This is a genomic window from Arsenicibacter sp. R0_47 (genome assembly GCF_057652235.1).
The window spans coordinates 269242-292854 of sequence record NZ_JBYFCJ010000006.1 but is presented as its reverse complement, the minus strand read 5'-3'; the positions used below and the strand labels follow the sequence as shown (position 1 = coordinate 292854).

At 51.9% G+C, this 23613-nt stretch carries 16 protein-coding genes; 7 read left to right on the top strand and 9 right to left on the bottom strand.

Going from position 1 to position 23613, the window contains the following annotated elements; all coding sequences use genetic code 11:
- Positions 1–115 precede the first annotated feature (115 nt).
- Positions 116–913 (top strand): transposase, encoded by a 798-nt coding sequence (locus AC23NW_RS14240; protein WP_487450312.1) that lies wholly within the window; start codon positions 116–118, stop codon positions 911–913.
- A 121-nt stretch (positions 914–1034) separates the two neighbouring features.
- On the opposite strand, the gene dacB is transcribed toward AC23NW_RS14240, so the two are convergent.
- The gene (dacB, locus tag AC23NW_RS14235; RefSeq protein ID WP_487450311.1) at positions 1035–2594 is read right to left on the bottom strand and encodes a D-alanyl-D-alanine carboxypeptidase/D-alanyl-D-alanine endopeptidase; all 1560 of its coding nucleotides are present in this window, start codon (positions 2592–2594) and stop codon (positions 1035–1037) included.
- A 142-nt stretch (positions 2595–2736) separates the two neighbouring features.
- Between dacB and AC23NW_RS14230 the strand changes: the two genes are divergently transcribed.
- The 4 genes from AC23NW_RS14230 (at position 2737) to AC23NW_RS14215 (ending at position 7248) form a co-directional block, all read left to right on the top strand.
- Positions 2737–4176, top strand: a complete 1440-nt coding sequence (locus AC23NW_RS14230; RefSeq protein ID WP_487450310.1) for an MBL fold metallo-hydrolase RNA specificity domain-containing protein — start codon at positions 2737–2739, stop codon at positions 4174–4176.
- Positions 4177–4227: 51 nt separating this feature from the next.
- Positions 4228–5181: an acetyl-CoA carboxylase carboxyltransferase subunit alpha gene (locus AC23NW_RS14225; RefSeq protein WP_293845478.1), complete on the top strand. Its 954-nt coding sequence runs from the start codon at positions 4228–4230 to the stop codon at positions 5179–5181.
- A 163-nt stretch (positions 5182–5344) separates the two neighbouring features.
- Positions 5345–5992 carry an HAD family hydrolase gene (locus AC23NW_RS14220; RefSeq protein WP_487450309.1) on the top strand — a complete coding sequence of 216 codons (648 nt, stop codon included), beginning with the start codon at positions 5345–5347 and terminating at the stop codon, positions 5990–5992.
- Positions 5993–6090: 98 nt separating this feature from the next.
- A complete protein-coding gene (locus AC23NW_RS14215) occupies positions 6091–7248 on the top strand; it encodes a site-2 protease family protein (protein WP_487450308.1) in 1158 nt (385 codons plus the stop codon).
- 2 nt (positions 7249–7250) lie between these two features.
- Here the strand turns inward: AC23NW_RS14215 and radC are convergent, their stop codons facing one another.
- The 3 genes from radC to AC23NW_RS14200 form a co-directional block, all read right to left on the bottom strand.
- Positions 7251–7946, bottom strand: coding sequence for a RadC family protein (gene radC / locus AC23NW_RS14210; RefSeq protein WP_293845469.1), 696 nt, complete (start codon positions 7944–7946; stop codon positions 7251–7253).
- Between the two features lie 124 nt (positions 7947–8070).
- The gene (gene rpsT, locus AC23NW_RS14205; protein ID WP_071502482.1) at positions 8071–8331 is read right to left on the bottom strand and encodes a 30S ribosomal protein S20; all 261 of its coding nucleotides are present in this window, start codon (positions 8329–8331) and stop codon (positions 8071–8073) included.
- Between the two features lie 180 nt (positions 8332–8511).
- A complete protein-coding gene (locus tag AC23NW_RS14200) occupies positions 8512–8910 on the bottom strand; it encodes a Dabb family protein (RefSeq protein WP_487450306.1) in 399 nt (132 codons plus the stop codon).
- Positions 8911–9000: 90 nt separating this feature from the next.
- Between AC23NW_RS14200 and AC23NW_RS14195 the strand changes: the two genes are divergently transcribed.
- Positions 9001–10011, top strand: a complete 1011-nt coding sequence (locus AC23NW_RS14195) for a zinc dependent phospholipase C family protein (protein ID WP_487450305.1) — start codon at positions 9001–9003, stop codon at positions 10009–10011.
- 56 nt (positions 10012–10067) lie between these two features.
- On the opposite strand, the gene AC23NW_RS14190 is transcribed toward AC23NW_RS14195, so the two are convergent.
- The 5 genes from AC23NW_RS14190 to AC23NW_RS14170 all read right to left on the bottom strand — a co-directional run bounded on the left by AC23NW_RS14190 (position 10068) and on the right by AC23NW_RS14170 (position 21234).
- Entirely contained in the window at positions 10068–11126 is a 1059-nt protein-coding gene (locus tag AC23NW_RS14190; RefSeq protein ID WP_487450303.1) for a peptidoglycan DD-metalloendopeptidase family protein, read from the bottom strand.
- 86 nt (positions 11127–11212) lie between these two features.
- A complete protein-coding gene (trxB, locus tag AC23NW_RS14185; protein ID WP_293839142.1) occupies positions 11213–12166 on the bottom strand; it encodes a thioredoxin-disulfide reductase in 954 nt (317 codons plus the stop codon).
- A 220-nt stretch (positions 12167–12386) separates the two neighbouring features.
- A complete protein-coding gene (locus AC23NW_RS14180; RefSeq protein WP_487450302.1) occupies positions 12387–14276 on the bottom strand; it encodes an OmpA family protein in 1890 nt (629 codons plus the stop codon).
- Positions 14277–14365: 89 nt separating this feature from the next.
- Complete coding sequence (locus tag AC23NW_RS14175; RefSeq protein WP_293839148.1) at positions 14366–14989, bottom strand: 7-carboxy-7-deazaguanine synthase QueE; 624 nt, start codon at positions 14987–14989, stop codon at positions 14366–14368.
- Between the two features lie 80 nt (positions 14990–15069).
- Complete coding sequence (locus AC23NW_RS14170) at positions 15070–21234, bottom strand: fibronectin type III domain-containing protein (protein WP_487450300.1); 6165 nt, start codon at positions 21232–21234, stop codon at positions 15070–15072.
- Positions 21235–21502: 268 nt separating this feature from the next.
- Here AC23NW_RS14170 and AC23NW_RS14165 point away from each other — a divergent pair, with 268 nt between their 5' ends.
- Positions 21503–23596, top strand: coding sequence for a TonB-dependent receptor (locus AC23NW_RS14165; protein ID WP_487450299.1), 2094 nt, complete (start codon positions 21503–21505; stop codon positions 23594–23596).
- The last annotated feature ends 17 nt before the right edge of the window (positions 23597–23613 follow it).

Sequence of the window (23613 nt, the reverse complement as noted above, 5' to 3'; positions counted from 1 at the left end):
GATAAAATATTGGTCGCTTGGTTTTAACAAAAAAATCATGGCGAACTTTTCATGCTTACGTATCTGTCTTCAACATGTCCCGTCAAAATGCAGGTTTAGTTAACACCTGCATTTTATGTCTTATCGCCGTTCCATTCGTCTTCCCGATTATGATTACGCCCAGCAAGGAGCATATTTCATAACGATTTGTATTCAACATCATGAACATCGGTTAGGGCATATTGCTAACGATGAAATGCATCGGTCGCCAGCCGGAGAAATGGTGACGGCATGGTGGCAAAAGTTGCCCGAAAAATTTCCGGATATCGAACTTGGCGAATACGTTGTCATGCCCAACCATTTCCACGGCATCATCATAAACGTCGGGGTGACCACACGTAGTCGCCCGCAAGACAATTCCCAAAACGATGTAGGGGCGACCCCACGTGGTCGCCCGCAAGACGATTCCCAAAATGATGTAGGGGCGACCCCACGTAGTCGCCCGCAAGACGATTCCCAAAATGATGTAGGGGCGACCCCACGTGGTCGCCCGACCGATGAAGTCCGGTGCCACAATATGATGCATATTGATTTGGGCGATCCCGTGGGGTTGGATATGGCACGTGATTTGGGCGATCCCGTGGGGTTGGATATGGCACGTGATTTGGGCGATCCCTTGGGGTTGGATATGGCACGTGATTTGGGCGACCACGTGGGGTCGCCCCTACGGGACATTGTTGGTTGGTTTAAGATAATGACAACCAACGACTATATCCGGAATGTAAAACATAATGGATGGCCAAGGTTTGACAAACGACTCTGGCAACGGAATTATTATGAACACATTATCCGGACCGATCGGGCATTTAAGAATATCACAACATATATCATGGAAAACCCACAACGCTGGAGATCTGACCGGTTATTCTCGTAGGGGCGACCCCACGTGGTCGCCCTGATTATGCGTACGCCATCCCCCACGTGGTCGCCCTGATCCCCAACAAGCCACGTGGCGGGATAATGCGTATGACTTGGGCGGCCACGTGGGGCCGCCCCTACAGGTCAACCAGCAAGGCCATCAGGCGTTCCAGCTGATTGCCCACGGCGCGGCTCTGGCCGGGGGTATATTTGTTGATCATGACCGAGAACGACATCAACTCGCCGTTTTTGGCCGTGAAATAACCGGCATAGGCACGGACGCCTTCTATGGTGCCGCTTTTCGCCCGGACATTACCGGCAGCAGGCGTATTGCGCGCCATATTCCGCACGGTACCTGTCTGGCCGACAACCGGAATGGTTTCATAAAACTGCGGAAATACCCGCTCACGGCCCATCGCGGCCAGAATGCCAGTCATGTTATCGGCCGTCAGTGCACCGACTGTCGACAGACCGCTTCCGTCGCGGATGCGGAAACCATCAAGGTTAGCGCCTTTCCCCCGCCAGAAACGTTCAACTGCATCAACCGCATCGCCAACCGACTGCGTTTTCGGGTCGATCTGCCGGGCGGCGGTCCGGAGTAGAGCTTCGGCGTACAGGTTGATGCTCTGGAAATTGGTTTGCTGCGCCAGTTCCAGCAGTACCGGCGATTTATACTGGTGCAACAAAATCCGTTTAGGAACCGCTTTCGCTTCCGGCCGGCCGGTTTTTACCGCGTCAGGCCAAGGCTGATCAGGGCGCACAGCAACGGGCGGATTCACTATCCGGACACTGTCCCGGCGCAATTGCTCTGTCAGGGCGAAGGCAACATAGTGGGCAGGATCCGGTAAGGACCCTTTCACCGCAAATTCAGAAACGCCCATCGGCACCTTGCCGGTAAGCCACTGCTGCCCGGCAAAGGGGGCGCCGTAAATATTGACCTGGTCGCCGGTGCCGGCCTTGTCAGTCGTCACACGGTTGTTCAGCGTAAGATAGGGCAGAGCCGGATCGGTACGGAGGACACTGGCGGGGCTGCCGGCAGTTTTGCCGGGCCGGAAAATAACACGGTACAGGTTTTCATTGAAATTCAGCGCACTGAGTCCCGCACCGTAATAATTGCCCAAGTCGCCCCATGGCCAGGTATCGGGGGTAGGCAGGTCGTCGTACAGGGCCGCATCACCAATTACAACGCCGTCAATCCGCCGGATACCGGCCTTCCGGACGGCATCTGACCAGATCAGCAACAGCGCGTTAGCGTCCGGATAACCCGTGTAGCGCCAGGTACCCAACGACGGATCACCGGAGCCGCGCAGGTAGAGATTGCCGGTCAGCACACTGTCTTTAATGACCCCGTCGTATTCCAGCGTTGTTGCATACGTAAAGTTAGGCCCGAGGGTGGCGAGCGCCGTAGCGGTTGTGATCAGCTTCAGGGTAGAGGCCGACGACAGGCTTTGGCGGCTGTTGTAGCCAATCAGGCTTTCGCCGTCACGGACACGCCGCACGGATAACGCCACGGTGCCATGGCGGGCAAGCGGCCCGTTCTGAAACTGATCCAGAAAGGTTAATAACCGTTGGGTAGCCGTTGAGTCACTGGTTGTAACCTGATTTTGGGTGTTCGATAAATTTTGTGCGCTGACCTGGCCACATAACCAACAGCTTAACAACCAATAGGCAAGAGATTTAACTTTTCGTGCGTGCATTTGGAATAAAACAGGGGTTAGGAAATCGCCCCGTTAGTCGTAACTTTGCAAAAGTAGCGGTTTTTCGCACGCCGGACTTGTGTTTAATCAATCTCATTAACGCGACACATTGACGATAGATTACGACGTTTAAGCTGAACGCATGAAGTTATCATTTTTGGGGGCAGCCCGGCAGGTTACCGGCAGCATGTACCTGTTGGAAACTGAGGATGACTACCGCATTCTGATTGACTGCGGGTCTGATTTAGAGCGTTCCAACGGTCAAACGCCTCCAACTGCACCAATTACCGGTGGACATGCCACGGGATTTTTCCCGTTTGAGCCCTCCGGTATTCACCTGGTCCTGCTGACCCACGCCCACGTGGATCACTCAGGCAACTTGCCAAACCTGTATCGGGAAGGATACGAAGGGCAGATTCTGTGTACGGAGGCAACTTATTCATTGACCGAACTGCTGCTTAAAGACGCAGCTTCGCTGAACCAGAAGCGGATCAACGAGCTGAACGCCAGCAAAAAAAAGCGCGTCAAAGACCGACAGCAGCAGTTACAGAAAGATTTATACCTCGATAAACAGGTTCGGGAAACCATGGAGAACGTGGTTCCTATCCAGTTTAACCGGCGCTTTCGGGTAAACGATAGTGTAGACGTAACCTTTATTCCGGCAGGTCACCTGCTGGGGGCGGCCCATATTGTCATTAACGTCCGGGAAAACGGCGAACGGAAAAGTATTTGTTTCTCCGGCGATATCGGCCGGAAAAATTACCCGTTGCTGACCGATCCGGCACCTGTTCCGCAGGTTGACTATCTGGTCTGTGAAAGTACATACGGCAACCGCCTGCATGAAGACCGTAAAAAACCGGAAGAAGCGCTGGCTGATGTGATTAAACGCACCTGTATCGATATTCCGGGACGTTTGATTATTCCGTCGTTTTCGGTAGGCCGTACGCAGGCCCTGCTGTATACACTTAATAAGCTGTATACAGACTATAACTTCCCGCCCATCAAGGTTTTTTCAGATAGTCCGCTGGCGCTGGAAAGCACACGGGTGTATGAAAAAAATATCCGGTTACTGAACGCCGATGCGCGTGAGTTTTACGAAGAAAATGAAAGCCTTTTCGACTTCGAAAATTTTCAGTATCTGGAATCGGCCAAGGCAAGTAAGGCCATCTCGAATCATTATGAGCCGTGCATCATTATCTCGTCATCGGGTATGGTGCAGGGCGGACGGGTGGAATATCACGTAGCGAATAACATCAGCAATCCGTATTGCACGATTCTGATGATCGGCTACTGTGCAGAAGGAACGTTAGGCTGGCGGTTGCTGAACGGGCAATCAACCCTGACCATCAAAGGCAAAGAACACGCCGTTATGGCGAACATTGAAAAAGTGGACGTATTCAGCGGACACGGTGACCGCGATGACCTGATGCGTTTTGTCGGGATGCAGCCGGCCGCAACGCTGAAACAGGTATTTCTGGTCCACGGAGAATACGCAAGTATGGAAGCCTTTCAGCAGGCGCTGACCGAAGCAGGTTATGCGAACGTCACGATCCCGAAAAAAGGCGACAGTTTTGACTTATAAGTGAGTGACAGGCTCCGGTCTGACACAACATCACTGACTATTTACCAAACGATGAGAACGTACTTAGATTTTGAAAAACCGATTGCAGATCTGGAAGCGCGGTTGTCTGAAACAAAAAAACTGGCCCAGACTTCGGGCGTCGACGTGAGCGATGCGGTTGATATACTGGAGCAAAGTATCGATAAGCTCCGGCGGGAGATTTTTGACAACCTGACCCGCTGGCAGCGTGTTCAGTTATCGCGTCACCCGGACCGGCCATATACGCTGGATTATATTTCCCTGCTGTGTGACCAGTTTATTGAGCTGCACGGCGACCGTACCGTTCGGGATGATCCGGCGATGGTTGGCGGCTTCTGCGATATTGAGGGACAGACAGTGATGATCATCGGCCAGCAGAAAGGCCGTAATACCAAGCAACGCCAGCACCGGAATTTTGGCATGCCAAACCCGGAAGGCTATCGAAAAGCCCTCCGCTTGATGGAGATGGCTGAGAAATTCCGCAAGCCGATTGTAACGTTCATTGATACACCGGGTGCATTCCCGGGGCTGGAAGCCGAAGAACGCGGTCAGGGCGAGGCCATTGCCCGTAACCTGCGCGACATGATGACCCTGAAGGTACCTGTCATCTGCATCGTTATCGGTGAAGGTGCATCGGGTGGTGCGCTGGGCATTGGCATCGGCGACCGCGTGATGATGCTCGAAAACACCTGGTATTCGGTGATTTCGCCGGAAAACTGCTCGACCATCCTCTGGCGCAGCTGGGATTACAAGGAGCAGGCTGCTGAAGCGATGAAACTGACCGCCCGCGATATGAAAGAAGCCGGACTGATTGACGGCATTATTGAAGAACCGGTTGGCGGAGCACACAACGACCATCAGGGAATGGCCGACATTCTGAAAGGCGTGATTCTGGCGACACTGGACGAATTGAACGCGTTGAGCCCGCAGGAGCGGATTAACCAGCGGATCGATAAATTCTGCTCGATGGGTGTTGTTCTGGAATAAACAGGAGGATACCGAATCGTGTTGTACGAACGTGGCACAACCGGCAGCATAGGCGCCTGTTGTGCCATTCTCATTTTATAGCGTATCCGCGATTTAACCGGTAATCATACCGAAAAACTAAACTTTGCCTTACCTTAGGGGCGATTCTCAACATCTTTTAACAATGGCCTCAATACTGACACAGCCCAATCTCCGGAATATTATTTTTGACCTTGGCGATGTAATCATCCCGATTGACCTGAGTGCTCCCATCCGCAATTTTGCCACGCTGGCAAACCTGTCTGAAGCTGAGGTAACAGCTCTCTGGAAAGAGCATAATCAGATACTGGCCTATGAAACAGGCCTGATCGACGATCAGGATTTCCGGCAGCATGTCAGGGAGTTGTTGAAACAGCGGGGTGTTGCGTCGGAGGACTGGGCAGATGAAGTGATCGATACGGCGTGGAATACCATCCTGCTGGACCTGCCGGTGGAGCGCGTCAGGCGCATTCAGGAGCTACAGGGCAATTACCGGTTGTTTTTGCTGAGTAATACCAGCCCGATTCATATCCGGCGGGTCAATCAGATACTGGCCGGACTGGGACTTCCCGTGCTCGAAGACTTGTTTGAGCGTGTGTTCTACTCCTATGAGGTACGGCTGGCAAAGCCATCGCCTGAAATTTACAGCTATGTGCTGGAGCAGGCAGGCCTGAAGGCGGATGAGACCGCCTTCCTTGACGATAATTATGCTAACATTCAGGGTGCGCTGTCGGTTGGTATACAGGCTGTGCATGTTCAGAAACCACTGACGATTCTGGATTACCTGGCCTAGTTAGCGGCCGGACATACGGCAGTTTAATGGAGCTACAGCGCATATAGGTGGTATCCTGTGCGTTATGTACGCAGATTCTTTTTCCGGCATTTCGAATTATGAACCCCAACGTAAAGAAAGTACTCATACACGGCGGATTATTTTTAGTAACTCTCCTCACCACTACCTTAGCCGGTGCCGAATGGATATACGGCCGCTTTCTGAGTATGCCGAAAGGGTTACCCTCACTGACATGGGATGAAGTTAAAACCGGCTTTCAGTTTTCGATTCCGTTTCTGACTGTGCTGACGGTGCATGAGTTCGGGCATTATTTCACCGCAAAAGCCAATAAGGTAAGGGTTACACTGCCGTTTTACCTGCCGTTCTGGCTGGGCATGTTGTTAATTAACAGTATTGGTACATTCGGGGCGTTTATCCGCATTCAGGATTATATCAACAGCCGCAGAAAGTATTTCGACATCGGGATTGCCGGGCCGCTGGCAGGCTTCGTTGTGGCACTGGGGCTGATCTGGTACGGCTTTACGCATCTGCCGCCAATCGATTATATCTTTACCATTCATCCGGAGTATAAAAAATACGGCCTGCGTTACGGAGAATATGTGTACCTGAATCTCTCGGAAGGGATGGCGATGAAGTTGGGTGATAACCTGATATTCTGGTTTTTCAAAACGTATGTGGCCGATCCGTCGCGGTTGCCGCATCCGTACGAGATGGTGCATTACCCGTATTTACTGGCCGGTTATCTCTCGCTGTTTTTCACATCGCTGAACCTGCTGCCGATCGGGCAACTGGATGGCGGGCATGTGCTGTATGCGCTGATCGGGTCGAAACGGCACCGGATGGTGGCGCCTGTGTTATACGTGCTGTTTATATTCTATGCCGGCTTAGGCATGTATACGGTAGAAACGTTTTCCACGGCTAGCGACGAAAACTTTTACAATGAGCTGATGAATCTGGGTATTTATATTTTGTTCCTGTACGTCTGCTTTTACCGGCTGACCGAAGATCGCGGAACAACCTGGATTCTGGCATTAGGCATGGTGTTGGCCCAGTTCGGGTTCGCATGGTTTTTCCCTGCCATTAAGGGGTATTCCGGATTTCTGGCGTTCGGCTTTTTACTGGGCCGGTTTATTGGTGTGTATCATCCCGAAACCGAATTACAGGAACCGCTGGATACCAAGCGTAAGGTCCTGGGCTGGCTGGCACTGATTGTCTTTCTGATCAGCTTCAGCCCCGCCCCGTTCGATTTTTCGTAGCATTAAAGAATACCTTCATCGGCAAAGCTGAAATAAGCTTTGTCGGTGAAGATCAGGTGATCAAGGACCGGAATGTCCAGCAGCTTGCCGGCATCCCGCAACCGGCGGGTTAGGTCTTTATCTGCCTGCGAGGGCGTCAGGTTGCCCGACGGATGATTGTGGCTCAGAATCATACCGCTGGCCAGTTGTTCGAGGGCAAATTTGAAAATCATTTTCGGGTCGGCTACGGTCCCTGAAACGCCGCCTGCCGAAACCTGAACGGGCCGCAGCACCTCATTCGCCCGGTTGAGCAGCAGAATCCAGAATTCTTCATGAGGCTTATCAAGCAAATGGGGCACCAGTTCCTCGTAGGCATCGCGTGAGCAGGTAATGCGCCGGCGTTGCAGCCGGTCCTGTTCTTTGCGCCGCCGGCCAAGTTCGAGGGCTGCCACAATGGTTATGGCTTTCGCTTCGCCGATACCCCTGAATTTAGACAGATCTTTCACGCTGAGGCGGGCAAGCTCATTCAGGTTATTACTGACGCTATGCATAATAATGCGCGAGACATCAACGGCTGACAGATCGGTTGTTCCTGATCCGATCAGAATCGCAATGAGTTCGGCTTCTGACAGGGCTGCTTTTCCCTTATACATCAGTTTTTCACGCGGGCGGTCTTCTTCGGCCCAGCTCTTAATGGTTCCCGGATTTTCGTAAGGCATCGTACTGTATTGTCAAGTCGTTTGCTTCTGACGGATACCTTCCGGAAAGGGCACAAAAAAACCGGTCACTAACGAGTTAATGACCGGTTTTATATGAATGTGAAAAGCGTTGCCGCTGATCAGATTAAGCTGTAGCCAGTTTATTCACGTAACGAGCTAATTTCGATTTGTTATTAGCTGCTTTGTTTTTGTGAATTACATTGCGTTTCGCCAGTTTGTCCAGAGCTGAAGCTACTGTTTTGAACAGCTCAACTGCCATTGCATGATCGTGTGTTTCACGCAGTTTTTTTACCAGATTCCGGGTTGTTTTGTGCTGGTAACGGTTCAACAACCGTTTCTTGGCACTAGACCGGATCGCTTTTTTTGCCGATTTATGATTTGCCATTGTGTATTATAACGAATTTCCTGATTTCGCGAAAAGGTTTGCAAAATTACTTTTTCCTGATGGAATTGCCAACTATTCGCGAGAAATTCTTTGGCAAGTTGCTGATTCTATTCAGGATATTCATCCGCTACACTGTTTTGGGCAGGCGGAAAAATCTCCTTGTGAAGCAATAACCTGTTATTAGGGTTGAATTTCTGCGTTTACGACCAGGACTTTATCCCAGTTCTCCTGATTGTCCTGAACGAATTCTTTATAGGCTGCACTTTTTTCAAAATTTTTCATGTCAGCCTCACTCTGGAATGTCAGATAATGCATGACATCGTAACCTTCAGCGGCCTTTGCCGTCTGAATAGTGCGTCCGGCAGAGTAGTTTACAATCTCCTTGATTTCATGCTTTAAACCGGCAAAATCATGCATATGCCGTTCAACAGCCCGATTTTCAATCCCGTTTTTGAACTTTATGCAAAAAATCTGCTGTTTTTGGGCTTTTCTCGCAGGAGAGTAGGCACCGTAGATTAATAATGCTAATACACTGAAAAGTACTAAAACGAGTGCGTAGCCTTTGGTTTCGCGTTTCATTGCTTTGGTATTTTTTATGTTTTTCAAAATATTGTTCTGTTTGTCACAGTACTTTATTTTAATAGTCTAATTTTCTCTTAGTAAAGTACTATGTTGCTTCAAAGGTATTTGTTTTTTATTTGGTTGTATGCATCTGCACAAAATATTTTTTTAGTGGCCCGCGCTGAGACCCTGAAAAAACCGCAGATTATTTGGGGATTTTACGCACACCAGCAGATTAACCGGTTGGCCGTTTTTACGCTCCCGCCGGAAATGATGCCTTTTTTTAAGAAACATATCGGCTTTCTGACAGACAATGCCGTTAATCCGGATAAACGCCGGTATGCGGTAGTCGGGGAGGCGCCCCGGCATTTTATCGATCTGGATATGTATCCTGATACATCGGCTGAAGCATTACCGCGTTTCTACAAAACGGCTGCTGAACGGTTTGGTGAGGATACGCTGGCCATGCACGGGATTGTCCCCTGGCATATACAACTGGCGAAGTACCAGCTGACCGAGGCTTTCCGGCAGAAGAATATACGGCGTATCCTGCGGCTGGCTGCTGATTTGGGGCATTATATTGCGGATGCCAATGTGCCCCTGCACACTACCCGCAACTATAACGGACAGCTAACCGGTCAGCATGGCATTCATGGCTTTTGGGAAAGTCGGTTGCCGGAATTATTCAGTACAGACTATGATTTCTGGGTCGGGCAGGCGGTATATGTGTATTCTCCGCAAAAAGCGGCCTGGCGGGCTGTGTTTACTGCGCATGCGGCCCTGGACTCCGTGCTCTGTTACGAAGATGAACTGACGAAGAAACTGGGAGACCGCAAGAAATTTGGTTTTGAGGACCGGAATGGCATTTCGACTAAGGTATACAGCGCAGATTTCTCACAGCGATATCATCAATACCTGAGCGGACAGGTTGAACGGCAGATGCGGGCATCGGTGAAAATGACCGGCGATTTCTGGTTCACTTGCTGGGTCGATGCCGGACAACCGGATTTACGTAAACTGGCCGAAAAGGACTTGTCTGCCGACGAAAAAGGAGAGGAAGAAACCGAAAAGCGGAGCTGGATTAAACGGCTGCTGAATATCCGGAGCGAAGACGAATAAAAAAGCCTCTGTGCATAGCTGCGCACAGAGGCTGTATAATGCGATTGATAGGTCTGTTAGTTTACCCGCAGCTTTTGGCCCGGGCGTAGCCGTGAGCGCGATGATAAATGATTTTTGCGGGCCAGCGTTGATACTGACAAACCGTACCGGCCGGCAATCGACGATAAGGTCTCTCCCGGACGCACACGGTGAAGTACCGTACGCTTAAAACGGGTTGGGGTTCCGCCGCTGCCCGAACGGCCGCCGCGTAAATAATCCCAGGCACTGCTGGTCAGCAGGAAATGTTCGCCAACCACCTGGTTATCCGGAAACCGGAAAATGTTCAGCGGACTGAACGGATTGCCCTCATAGCGGGTCTCGAAATGCAGGTGAGCCCCGTAGCTGCGGCCGGTATTGCCGCCCAGACCAATCTGATCCCCCGCTTTCACCAGCTGGCCCTGTTCAACCAGCTGTTTTGACAGGTGACCGTACAAGGTTTCAAGGCCGTTATAATGCCGGACAACGACAAAACGGCCGTAACCGCCGCCGTTCCAGCCAACGACACGCACAATGCCGTCAAAGGCTGAATAAACCGGATCACCGGTTTCAAGGTCAAGGTCAGCTCCTGTATGCCAGCGGCCCCAGCGATAACCGAAGTTAGACGTTAGTTTGCCCTCCTGTAAGGGCGCAGACCAGAAATGGTTGGCCGGCGGATCGTACAGCTTGATGTCGATAGTTTCGTCGAACTCCAGCGGGTCAAGACCATACGGGTTAATGATGTTCGAATCCCAGACCTGATAGTACTCGGCGATTTTTACCCATTCGTCACCTACCTGAACGGAATCAACTACTTCGACAACTTCAATTTCGCCCTGGTCGATCATGCTGGTGTCTTCTGCAACAACGGGATTGACCTCTTTCTTTGGCTCGAACTGATTGTTGAAACGTAAGTTGGTTGTTTCCTGCTCAAATACTTCGACTGGCTTTGCCGGTGTTTGTACCGTCGGGAAATTCGGGTTGTTTTTGGGTTTAATGTTAGGCGTTTTTTTGAACAGGCCGCGTTCCTGTGCCTGCACGTTGGCGGTAACGCAGCAACCGCCAGCGGCCAGAAGGCAAAATAGAATTAGTTTTCTCATCCTCGTCAGATGGGTTTACAGGTGGCTGTCGGGGCTGGCAGACAAATCAGTCAGGGGAAACAGCCACCTGCAAACGGAGTTTGGGGTTAATGTACAAGCTGCTCCTGAAACTCAAGCGTCACCAGATACCGTTCGGCATCCAGCGCCGCCATACAACCCGTACCGGCAGCTGTAACAGCCTGACGGTAAACATGGTCCTGCGCGTCACCACAGGCAAATACACCCGGAATATTAGTCCGTGTGCTGCCTTTTTCTGTAATAATATAGCCGTTTTCGTCAAGCGTCAGGTAATCCCCGAAGATTTCTGTATTCGGCTTATGACCAATGGCAACAAAGAAACCTGTTGCATCGATATCTGATTCTTCGTTGGTTACAATATTGCGTACCCGTACGCCGGTCACTTCTTCGTCACCCAGTACCTCAACGGTTTCCGTATTCCAGTGAATATGGATGTTTGACTTAGCCATTACCCGTTGCTGCATGAACTTCGAGGCACGCATTTCGCCGCGGCGAACGAGCATGTGTACGTTACGGCACATGTTCGACAGGTAGTGCGCTTCTTCGGCAGCGGTATCACCGGCACCAACAATCACTACGTCCTGGCCACGGAAAAAGAATCCGTCACAGACTGCACAGGCCGATACGCCGCGACCGTTCAGCCGCATTTCCGACGGCAGGCCGAGCCATTTGGCCGAAGCACCAGTCGAAATAATAATGGTATCCGCTGTAATTTCGTGCTGATCGTCGACAATAGCACGAAGCGGACGTTCTGAGAAATCAACTTTTGTAACTAAACCATACCGGACATCCGTCCCGAAACGGCGTGCCTGCGATTCCAGATCCTGCATCATCACAGGGCCCTGAACGCCATCCGGATAACCCGGAAAATTCTCAACGTCGTTAGTAATGGTTAACTGGCCGCCAGGCTGCGGACCCTGATACAGAATAGGACTCAGGTTCGCGCGGGCTGCGTAAATTGCTGCTGTATAACCAGCCGGACCTGAACCAATAATAAGGCACTTAACGTGTTCTGGAGTCATGGTAGGTAAGTTGTCTGCCATTTGATAAACTATTTGTTCACTTATTTACAGTGATGTACTCCGACAACATATGCAAAGTTGAAAAAATTTCATTGAGAAACCAAGCAGTTTGGTGGAGTGATGGACCCTGAACAGGTGGATTTGTACAAATCAATGAATTATACGAAAAAGCCGCAGCCCCCGCCCGAAAAAGTTTTCCGGACGGGGGCTGCAGCCTCAATTAAAGCACACGCCACTCAATCCGGCGGTTGAGACGGCGATTTTCTTCGGTAGTGTTCGGCGCCAGCGGCCTGGCCTCGCCGTAACCGGCGGCCTGTATCCGGGCGGCGTCAATACCGGCTTTAGCAAGGTAGTCAACAACGGCCTGCGCCCGCTTTTTCGACAAATTCAGATTAGTAGCCGCTTCGCCCTGATCGTCGGTATGGCCGGCAATTTCAATCTTAACGGTCGGGTTGGTTTTCAGGAAATCAGCCAGCCGGTCAAGCTCCGTGCGGGATTTATCGGCCAGGTCATACCGGCCGGACTCAAAGAAGATGTTATTCAGGGTTTCGCGGGCAGCGTCTTTTCCCGTGGTAATGGGTTCGAGCGGCACGCTTAGCGTCAGTCCGTCGCCTTTGGTTTTCTGCGTAAAATCAAACGAAAGACTTTTGAAGAGATACCCCGGCACGCTGACGTACAACGCATATTCTCCGCCACTTGGCAGCACGGAGGTGTATTGCCCGGTTTGCGCATCAGCCGTAAAGCGGTTGATGACCTGTTTCGTGGCCAGGTCGATAAGTTCGATGGTAGCAGGCAGCGGTTTTTTCGTCCGTGCATCCACGATGGTGCCTTTCAGATAGCTGACCGGCTTTACCCGTTCGCGCAGGGATTCCGGCAGGTCGAACATATATAGGCGTGATTTCTGCGAAACGCCTTCTTTCTGCTCCTCATACGAGTAATAGGCACGGGTGCCGTTGGCGGTCACAAACAACGATGCCTGATCATCGGCATTGTTGATGGGGTAGCCCAGGTTAACCGGCTGCGACCAGCTTTTCGGCGCATCGGTTGCGGTTGGGTTATCGGAAACAAACAGGTCATATCCTCCCATGCCCACATGCCCGTCAGACGCAAAAAACAAACTGCGGCCGTTGGCATGAATAAACGGTGAGGCTTCGTTGAACGGTGTATTTACCGGTGCCCCTACATTTACCGGCGTTTGCCAGTTGCCGTCCGGATCGAGATCTGTCCGCCAGATGTCGCGCTTACCAAGCCCTCCCGGCCGGTCCGATACAAAATACAGGCGACGGCCATCGGCTGAAAGCGACGGCTGCGATTCATAAAAACGACTGTTTACAATCGGGCCTAAATTCTGCGGTGCCGACCACTCGCTGCCGGTTTTGCGGCTGACATACAGATCGCAACCGCCAAGGCCGGCGCGGTTCTGGCAGGCCGTATAGACCAGCATCCGCCCATCGGCCGATAAACTGGCCGTCCCTTCGTTGTCCGGTGTATTGATCGACTGCGAGATAGAGACCGGTGCGTTCCAGGTTTCACCGGTAAACGTAGAGACTTGTAAATCTTCGTCGCCCTCGGCTTTAAGCGCCGTAAACACCAGCGTTTGTTCGTCGGCAGTCAGTACCGGGAAATACTGGGAAAGTGTTGTTTGCAGGGTAGGGGATACCGGCCTTGGCGTAACCGACTGCGGGTTCTGCATAGCCTCCTGGCCGAACTTAGCCGTCGCGATGAGGCGCTGAATCCGCGAGGCCTGGGCCGATTGCGGCGCGAAGGCGGTCAGGTAGCGCTCCAGCACTGGCAGCGCTTCGGCATAGCGTCCCTGCCGCATCAGCAGCGACGAAACCGACTGAAAAGCCACACCCGACAGCGTCGGATCGGGTTGCAGACGCATGGCGTTCTGGAATGAAGCAAGGGCCGCATCATACCGTTTCCGGAATTCGTAGAGCTGACCCAGTTTGATATGCGCGTCCAGAAAATCGGGGGATCGTTTGACGGCCTCCTGCATAAAGGTAATGGCCTCCTCCGGCTTTCGCTCGGTAAACAGCTTATTGCCCTGATTGTAGAGATCACGGGCTTTCGAATCCTGCGCCTGGATTGGGCAGGGAGCATAGAGCATGGTGCATAAGGCCAGTATCCTCAGCCCGCTACGCCATGCCCTGTGCCCTATGCGCTTAGCCCTAAGCACTACACCCTCAGCCTCACCTGTCAGGGAATATCCATGTACTTGTGTGTTTGCAACGAAACCTGCCATTGCGGATTACTTTTTACGTATTCAACGATGAGGGGCAGCATTTCGTTTGTCCGGCTCCATTCCGGTTGCAAAAAGAGGCGGCAGTCGGGCCGTAAATGCGGAACGAACGACTCGGCAAACGCAAAGTCTGATTTATTATAGATGATGACTTTCAGCTCGTTGGCCTGTGCGTAGATGCCCGGATGCGGCTCCTTGAATTTTTTGGGCGAAAAGCAGATCCAGTCCCACGTACCCGTTACGGGATACACGCCGGAAGTCTCGATGTTGGTCCGGAAGCCGGCCGTTTGCAGCGCGTTTGTGAGGTCGGTGAGGTCGTGCATAAGCGGTTCGCCGCCGGTGATCACGGCCATGCGGCCGGGGTATTGCAGCGCTCCGTCCAGAATGGTATCAATCGACAGTTGCGGGTGGAGCGCGGCGTCCCACGATTCCTTTACGTCGCACCAGTGGCAGCCCACATCGCAGCCGCCGAGGCGGATGAAGTATGCCGCGCGGCCCGTGTGTGCGCCTTCACCCTGCAGGGTGTAGAACGCCTCCATGACCGGCAGTGCATGCGTAGTTGTTTGTTGTTCAGTAACCATGCCGCAAAGATACGACATTCCGGCGGGTTGCTGATTAAAAGCACAGGCGGCCCTCCCCACGGGCCGCCTGTAGTGCTGATTTAGAAGCCGAGTTGTAGCCTGGCGCCGCTGCCGGTGCTGATCCGGCCTTCCGGCCGGTAGATGATTCGTTTACCGTAGCCGGTTGTGTTGGCCGGGACGGTCACGGTATGTCGGATTTCGAGCACATCGCTGCTGTTTGGTACCCGCCGCTCCGACCACGTATCCGGGTTATCCCAGTTGCCGGAGGTAATGGTGTACATGGTGTAGGTAGCTGGCGGGGTAAGAATGTAAATGCTGTATCCGCTACCATATCCGGGAAGACAAATACCCGTAAAGTCAACGGAGTATATAGTATTTGGCTGAAGTCCTGTTATTGTAATAAATGGGGTGTTTTCCGGGTAAACTCTGGTTGATGAACTACTGAAAAGACTTCTGTAATAGATTTCTGTAGCACGCAGTTGAGGATTATTGCCATCTAAGCTTAACCGTAAAGTCACACTTTCAGGCGTTATTGCACTGATCGCCAGGTTTGTATTGACGTACGAACAGACACTGTTGGTCTGCTTCAAAAAGCTTGATGTCCACGGGGCTGAATCACAAATAAACCGAACCTGAAATTCATACATTGTGCTGGCAATCAGGTTTGAAACGGTGTAGTGATTGGTCGTTGCTGTTGCGCTACCCGTCCAGGCTGTTGTTCCATACTGCCGCCACCGGATTTCGTACTGAGCTCCCTGAACAGGCCCGCCCCAGTAGAGATCAATAGCCGTCTGACCTGTCCAGTACTGGTCAACGAAACCAATAGAACCGCATTGCGTCGTAAACACGCGTGACGAAGAATAGCCTGAGAGTGTGCCGTCTGAGCAAATTACCTGTATCTGCCATTCATAGGCCACGCCGGCAGTCAGCGACGGGAATGTATAGAACATATAACCTGGAATGGATGAAACAGGGGTAGGTGAAGTAGCCCATGTTGAGGTCCCGACCCGTCTCCAGCGCAGTTGGTATTGCACACCAAGCTGGCTATACCAATACACTTCTGCCTGAGTATTGGTTATGTAAGATTCTCCTCTGGAGATACTGCTGTTACAGTACGTAGAGAATGTTTTTATTGCGGAGAATGGGGCTGTAAAATCCAAACTACAAGTAGTCTGTACCCGCCATTCGTACGTTGATCCGGAAGAAAGCCCCGTAATCCGGTATTTGCTTTGGGTAGTTGTGAAACTTGTCCATTCGGAGATGCCAAGTGGCCGCCACTGTACGGTGGAAAACAGGCTAGTATTATTGGAATACCATTCCAGCACAGCCGATCCGCCCTCAAGGTTGCTTACATACATATTGTTCGAAGTTACCGAAGCACAGGTGCTTGTTGTGAAGCTGTAAACCGATGACCATGGGGATTCGCTGCCGGGGCTACAGAGTGTCCGGACCTGCCATTCGTAGCCGGTTTGCTGCGTTAGGCCGGTCAGGCTTGCTGTATTTGACGCCACGGTGAGGCTATAAGGCCAGGTACTTGAGCCTTTAGGTCTGTATTGCACCGCATAGGTTATGTTTGTCCCCAATGATTCCCAGTAAATACTGCCAAATGAATTATTGGTACCGCCATAGGTTGGCGCAGTGCAGGTAATGGTAAATGTTCTTGGAGAGGAAAGGGATGCCGTAATCCCGTCCTGACAAATCGTTTGAATCTGAGCGGTGTAGACTTCCCCGTTTGTTAGTCCTGTCAACGAATAGGGAGACCCTGTTAAGCTGTTTATCGTTGTAGACGTTGGTGAAGAAACATTTCGGTAAATGAGTCGGTATTGTGTACCATTTCCGTACGTATACCAGGACAATGTGGCCCGATTACCAGCGGTTAAGACATTGTCTATGTAGGACGACGAACAATAGGTAGTGAAACTATTAGTGACCGAAAAAGGTGAACTGTCCTGTGCGGAGCATATTTTTTGCACCTGCCATTCGTACGTTGTATTGCCTGATAACCCGGTCAGGTTGCAGGAACTGCCAACTATACCCGGGACGGATGTCCAGTCACTGGTACCGCGAACCCGGTAGCGGACGCTATAATTGACTCCCGACTGCCCATTCCAGGAAACAGTTATTCCTGTTGATGTACCACTTCCCCAACCCAAACCAACAGGAACACCACAGGTAGCTGTGAACTGACGGGGAGCTGTAAAGGCAGATGTGCTACCGTCGGGGCAAATGGTCTGAATCTGCCATTCATACGCTTGTTCTTTCGTCAGGTTCTGCAGCGTATACGAGCTGCAGCATATATTCGTAAGCGACGTCCAGGCGGTAGCTCCGACGGCCCGCCAACGGATATTGTAGGTAAGCGAATTGCCGGCTGGCGTAGAGAAATAACTCCAGTTCAGCGTCGCTTTATCAGCGGCTAGTTGTTCCGACAGATATAAAGGTATCGGGCAGACCATGGTAAATGTCCGTTCTGCTGACCACTCAGAGTAGCTACCGTCTCCGCAAACCGACCGGATTCGCCATTGATACGTTTTGCCGTTTTGCAGATTGTTTACGTAGTAGGATGAACAGCAATGATTGCCCGACTCGTTCCAGGTGGCCGCCCCGGTTTCCCGCCATTGAATCCGATAACTGTTACCAAATACCGAAGTCCACCTCAGATAAACTGAGGTATAGCTTTGGTCAGACTCGGTCAGGCTGGCAGGAGTTGTGCAGGGAACATAAACGGCTAAACTACCTGTGGTTTCCATGGTGCCGCAACTGTTCGTGGCACTGCCAATGGTATAGGTAGCTGATTGGTACGTTGTTGAGGTGACTGTGTAGGGGGACGAGCTCATCCCTACAAAGGTCCACCATGAGGAACCATTGCGGTAAACTGTAAAATTCCATGGGGATTGCCCGGTTAAGGAAACCGAAATCGGCAAGGTTTGGCCCGCTGTCAGGCTAAGCGGGGTCGAGGAAATCGTGGCTACTCCACAATTCTGTGTCTGGAAGGTGGCCGTAACTGCCCATTCAGAGGATTGATTATTCCCACAGTTTGTCTGCACCTGCCATTCATAAGTTTTATTGCCGGTCAGGCCGGTTAGCAAATACTGTGTGTCCGTCACCGGTACCGGTGATGACCAGGCCGAACTCCCCTGAATCCGCCACCGTACCAGAAAACTGTTAACCGAAGCATCACACTGCCAGGTAAGTAGATACTGGCTACTGGCAGTAGGATTGGTTGTAGAGGTTAAGGCCGTTGGCACCGGACAGCTACACGTCGATTCAATCGTCAGCGGTGTTGCCGGGGTATCGGTCAGCGCCGGACTGGACGAAACAACGCGCAGTTGATAATCAGCACTGGCCGGTATGCTGGCCGGAACCGTAACCGTTAATGACCCGCCACTGGTCCCCGTAACTGAACCCAGATTGGTAGGCGAGGTGAACGAGCCGTTATTGTCAGATAATTGCAGCGAAAAGATGTTGGCCTGGCTAAATGGAATGGTGGTCGCAAAACTGACCGCCAACGGTGCATTATAACAGACCGGCTGCGTGCGTTGGGTAATCTGGACAGTATTGGTGCTGTATACATTCAGTAAAAAATCTTCCGTTTCACTATAGCTATAGTTGCCACACGGATCATAAGGTATTGTGCCAAAAGCGACAATGACGCGCATTGGTAGCAGCCCTGCCGTTGTGGATGCCGGGATAGTCAGGCTGCCGGAAAAGGAAGTAGTTACCGGCGAAGGGGTAGCAAAAACCCGTTCGCTGGTTTCATAAATTCCGTTCCGGTTAACGTCCAGCCAGATACAGATTCCTTCATAGTATGATGAACTGAGCAACGTTCCGCTGAATGAATAAGGGCGTCCGGCTGTAACGGGTACATTGATTCGTGTATTGGTGCGATAGCCGGCAGGTGAACAGCCCTGGCTTTGGGTGATTGTCTGGTTATTAAACGTAAAGCTATTAAGCCCGTCATTATCGAAACAACCATACGTTGTAATGGGGCGGCAGGTTCCCTGCGTTTTAAAACTAACCGGGCTCACATACGTCTGGCTTCCGGTAGGTGTGCACAGGCTGCGGACCTGCCATACATAACCTATTCCCTCGCGCAGACCTGTCAATGAATACGTATTGGTGCTAATTCCGTCAACCAGATTCCATGTACTGCTGCTCTCGGGTCTCCACGCCAGATCATACGTCCGGCCTTCGCCGGCAGACGACCAGCTCAGTAACGCTGATGATGCCGTGATCTGACTGGTGGTCAGAGCGGTGGGAGCCGAACAGACCGTAGCAAAAGCAGATCCGGCATAAACAGATGTTCCGTCGGCACAAACCGCTCTGACCTGCCACTGATAACCGGTGCCGGCAGCGAGGTTAGTAAGCTGAAAACGGGTCGCCGATAGACCGGATATGATTGTCCAATCGCTGGCATCCTGTGTTTTCCAGCGGAGTTCATACGAAAAAGCTTCTGAGGTCGCATTCCAGCTCAGTTGCGCCGATGATGTCGTAAGGCTGGTTGTGTTAAGCCCGCTTATGGTTGGGCAGGCATTTGCCGGGGCAACCTGTATAGTATAATCTTCGGTTTCACCGTAGGTGTAGCTATCACAGCTGCCCGCCGGGGAATACCCTCTTACACCGGCGATCCGTATGGCAAGCGGCCCGGCTGCCAGACCGGCCGGTATCGTAAAGCTGGCCGAAAAGTTTCCGGTTCCGCCGGTTCCGACGAGGCGCTCGTTGCTCCCAAACTGTCCGTCGCGGTTCAGGTCCAGCCAGACCGATACGCCTGTGTACAACAATCCATTCAGAAATTGCCCGGTAATCGAACAGGTTTGTCCCGGTACCACCGAAACAGAGGTGGTCGGGAACTCCTGATACGCATTCGGTGAGCAACCTGACTGAACACTTAAGGTGGCACCGTTGAGCTGGATGCTGTTGAGGCCATCGCCGAGCGCACAGCCAATGCCGGGAGTCAGCGTACAGGCGGGGGCCGCGCTGATGGTTGCAACGGCCACGTTACTCAGAGCACCGAGGGTGGTATTCGATGGGCGGATACGGTAGTAATAGGTACCTGCCCGGCCAGTTCTGGCATCGGTGAAGCTGGTCACGTTCGGGGCAGTTCCGCCAATCTGAATAAACGGTCCTTCCGGCGATGAGGCCCGTTCGACAAAAAAGCCCATTTCGTTGGTGCTGTTATCCCGCCAACTCAGGATGACATTCCCGGTCATACCTGCGAGAGCCGTCAGCTGATTCGGGGCGGTGACCGGCGACGGCGGGAAGTCGAGTGTGTAGGCGGAATGGCTGAGCCGGAGGGCTAGCCCGGCCTCTATGCGGTCATATTGGCCCTGTGTGAAATCATGCGTACAGGAGTTGTAATATGACATGAGGTTGGTCATCGACGGAGAGTACGTCAAGCCTTTCGGGTCGGTGGCCGTTCCGGTATATACGAGGCAGTTATTTGTTGATGTGAACGTAGATCCGGAGCGGCCATAAGGATCTGCCGGGGTATCGCACAGTAAATCACCGGCAGTTGTACAGTTGGCACTATCGCCTCTGGTCACCAGCTCGGGCGTAGAACTAGTACTCCCCTGAAAGGTATGGTACAGGTTAAAATTATGCCCCAGCTCGTGCGGAATCAGGAAGTTCCCCAGCGTGTTTTCGGTTGTTGGCGTGGCTAGAATAAATGAACGCGTTGTCAATAGGGTGTTATCCGGGAAATAGGCATATCCCTGAAGGCCACCGGTGGTAAAGGCGTTAACAAAATACATGTTCAGGGCGTTCGTCGCATCCCGCCCGTCGACGCCACCTTCATTGAAGTCAGTGAAAACCTGAAACATGGCATCGTTGTCGATATAATCGGGCGACGTACCCGCCAGATAGAATTGTATCCCAACCCCGTTTTTCTGGTAATAACTATTCGTCAGGGCGATAGCATTGTTCATCCGGGCGAGATCAAAACCGTCCTTGCCGGCTGCCGTACGGAAAATATGCGGCCTGATTGGTACATAATGAATACCGGTAAACGCTTTGTCGGTGGTTTTCCTGAGCTGAAAGGCTAGTTTCGCCATTTTGTCCAGTTCCTTTCGCTGATAGTCACTCAGATCAGGTGAGGCGCAGAACGTACTGTCTTTGCCTTTTATGGTATGAAGCTGGGCAGACGCCGGTGTTATGAAGCCAGCAAGGAGCAGCAGACAGCCATAACCGAACACAAAAAAGGGCTTGGCAATACGGAAAAACCGTATGCTTGTACGTGTAGACGTGGGCATGTAGAGGAGATAAGTATAGGTGGTTTAATCAAATTTGTTCGCTGGTAGTGGATGGACAGAAACAGATATATGTTTTTTAAAAAATGATATGGTAGATGAATATTCAACCGTAGTTAACGACTCATGCATGGTGTAGTATATTGTTTCAGTCAAATAGGTTACGGGGGGCAAGTTCTGAAAAGAACAGGAATAAATCAACCGCATCTCAACCCTTATAACAATTTCAGGAGTTATAAGTAAAATAATAGCCAGAGCCTATTTTTGTCACATGATCCCTGTACGTTCTACCTGCCTGCTGAGTTTTTTGCTACCGGCCACCTGCCTGCTGTCATCATCGCTTTATGCCCAGACAACCCTCGATTCAACCCGACAACTGAATGAGGTGACGGTACGGGGGTACGAATCAAACCGGTCGGTTATGGAAACGGCCGCTTCGGTCGGCCTCCTGACCAGCCGCGAGCTGAATCAACGATTTAACCTGCCGACACTCGTCCCGGCCATGAATACCCTGCCCGGCGTGCGGATGGACGAGCGGTCGCCAGGTAGTTACCGGCTGTCGATCCGGGGGAGTCTGATCCGGTCGCCGTTCGGGGTACGCAACGTAAAAACCTACTGGAACGAAATTCCGCTGACCGATGCAGGGGGCAATACGCCGCTGAATGCACTCGATGTGCGTTCGCTGGGGCGGGTTGAAGTCCTGAAAGGTCCGTCAGGTAGCTTGTACGGAGCCAATACCGGCGGCACGGTCCTGTTCAGCGGCTTGTCGGTACCGGCCGGTAAAAACGCTGTGGAGGCCTCCGCATTTGCGGGGAGTTACGGCGCACTCGGCTATGCGCTGACGGCGCAGACCGGTAAGGACAATACGGCAATGTCGGTCAGTTATAATCACCAGCAGAGCAACGGCTATCGGGTAAACAGCGGTATGGGCCGCGATAACCTGAGTCTGGTCAGTACATTCAGAGTGAGTCCGAAACGAACAGTGTCTGTGCTGGGCTTTTATTCGGACCTGCACTACCAGACGCCCGGCGGCTTGAATGCGGCCCAGTTTAAAGTTGACCCGCGCCAGGCACGTCCTGCTACGCCGGCGTTGCCGGGTAGCGTTGACCAAAAGGCGGCTATCTACCAGAAAACCGGTTTTCTGGGCCTGTCACAGCAATATCGTTTCAATGAGCACTGGCAGAATACAACGGTCCTGTACGGATCGCTGACCGACTTTGCCAACCCGTTTATTTCTAACTACGAAAAACGCGCCGATCAGGGTATTGGCGGCCGGACCGTTACCCGCTGGCGGCATGGCTCCGACCGGATTGCTATGAACCTGACCTTTGGCGGCGAATACCAGCAGAATTTCACCGTCGACCGGAACTGGGGCAACAAACGCGGAGTGCCCGATACATTGCAGACGGATGATGAACTGCGGGCACGCCAGTCGGTTCTGTTTGTGCAGGAAGAAATCGCACTCCCTACAGGGTTGATCATAACCCTGGGCATCAGCCGGAATGACATGCGCTACGGGTTTACCCGTTTTTCGAGCCGGCCGGTTGTTAACCAGAAGCGGAATTTTACGCCCGTCTGGCTGCCCCGTGTTGCGGTATTACAAAAGCTGAACGATCAATTCTCGGCATTCGGCAGTATCAGTACCGGCTATTCAGCCCCGACAACGCAGGAAGTACGGCCATCGGAAGCAACGTTTAATACGACACTTAATCCGGAAAGAGGAATCAGTTATGAAGTGGGCCTGAAAGGGAAATTCCTGCAAAATCGTCTTCAGGCCGACGTGTCGGCCTATCAGTTTCAGCTACGGGAGACCATTGTCCGGCGCTCGGCAGCCAGCGGAGCCGAGTATTTTGTGAACGCCGGCCGGACAAATCAGCAGGGTATTGAGACGTACCTTGCCTATGACCTGCCACTCGATATAGCAGATGTCAGACTCTATAACAGCCTGACAGTGACGAAATACCGTTATCTGGATTACAAGCAGGGTGCCGTTGATGTATCGGGTAAAAAGGTGCCTGGGGTAGCGCCGGTTACCAATGTCAGCGGGGTAGATTTTCAAACCGGTTTTGGGCTGTATCTGAATGCTAATTTTCAGTTCCTGACGCCGTTTGCGCTGGATGATGCCAATACCGTTACATCAATGCCTACCCGCGTTCTGACCGGAACGCTGGGGTACCGGAAAACGCTTGGCAAGGAAATTGCGAAGACCAGGCTTTTGCTTGATGCTTACCTCAGTGGTGATAATTTACTTAACCAGGCATACAGCCTTGGTTATGATCTGAATGCGTTTGGCGGGCGTTATTATAATGTTGCGCCAGGAAGGTTAATTTTATTTGGTATTAAACTGCAAGTGGTAACAAATTAGGCATACTTTTTGAGAAT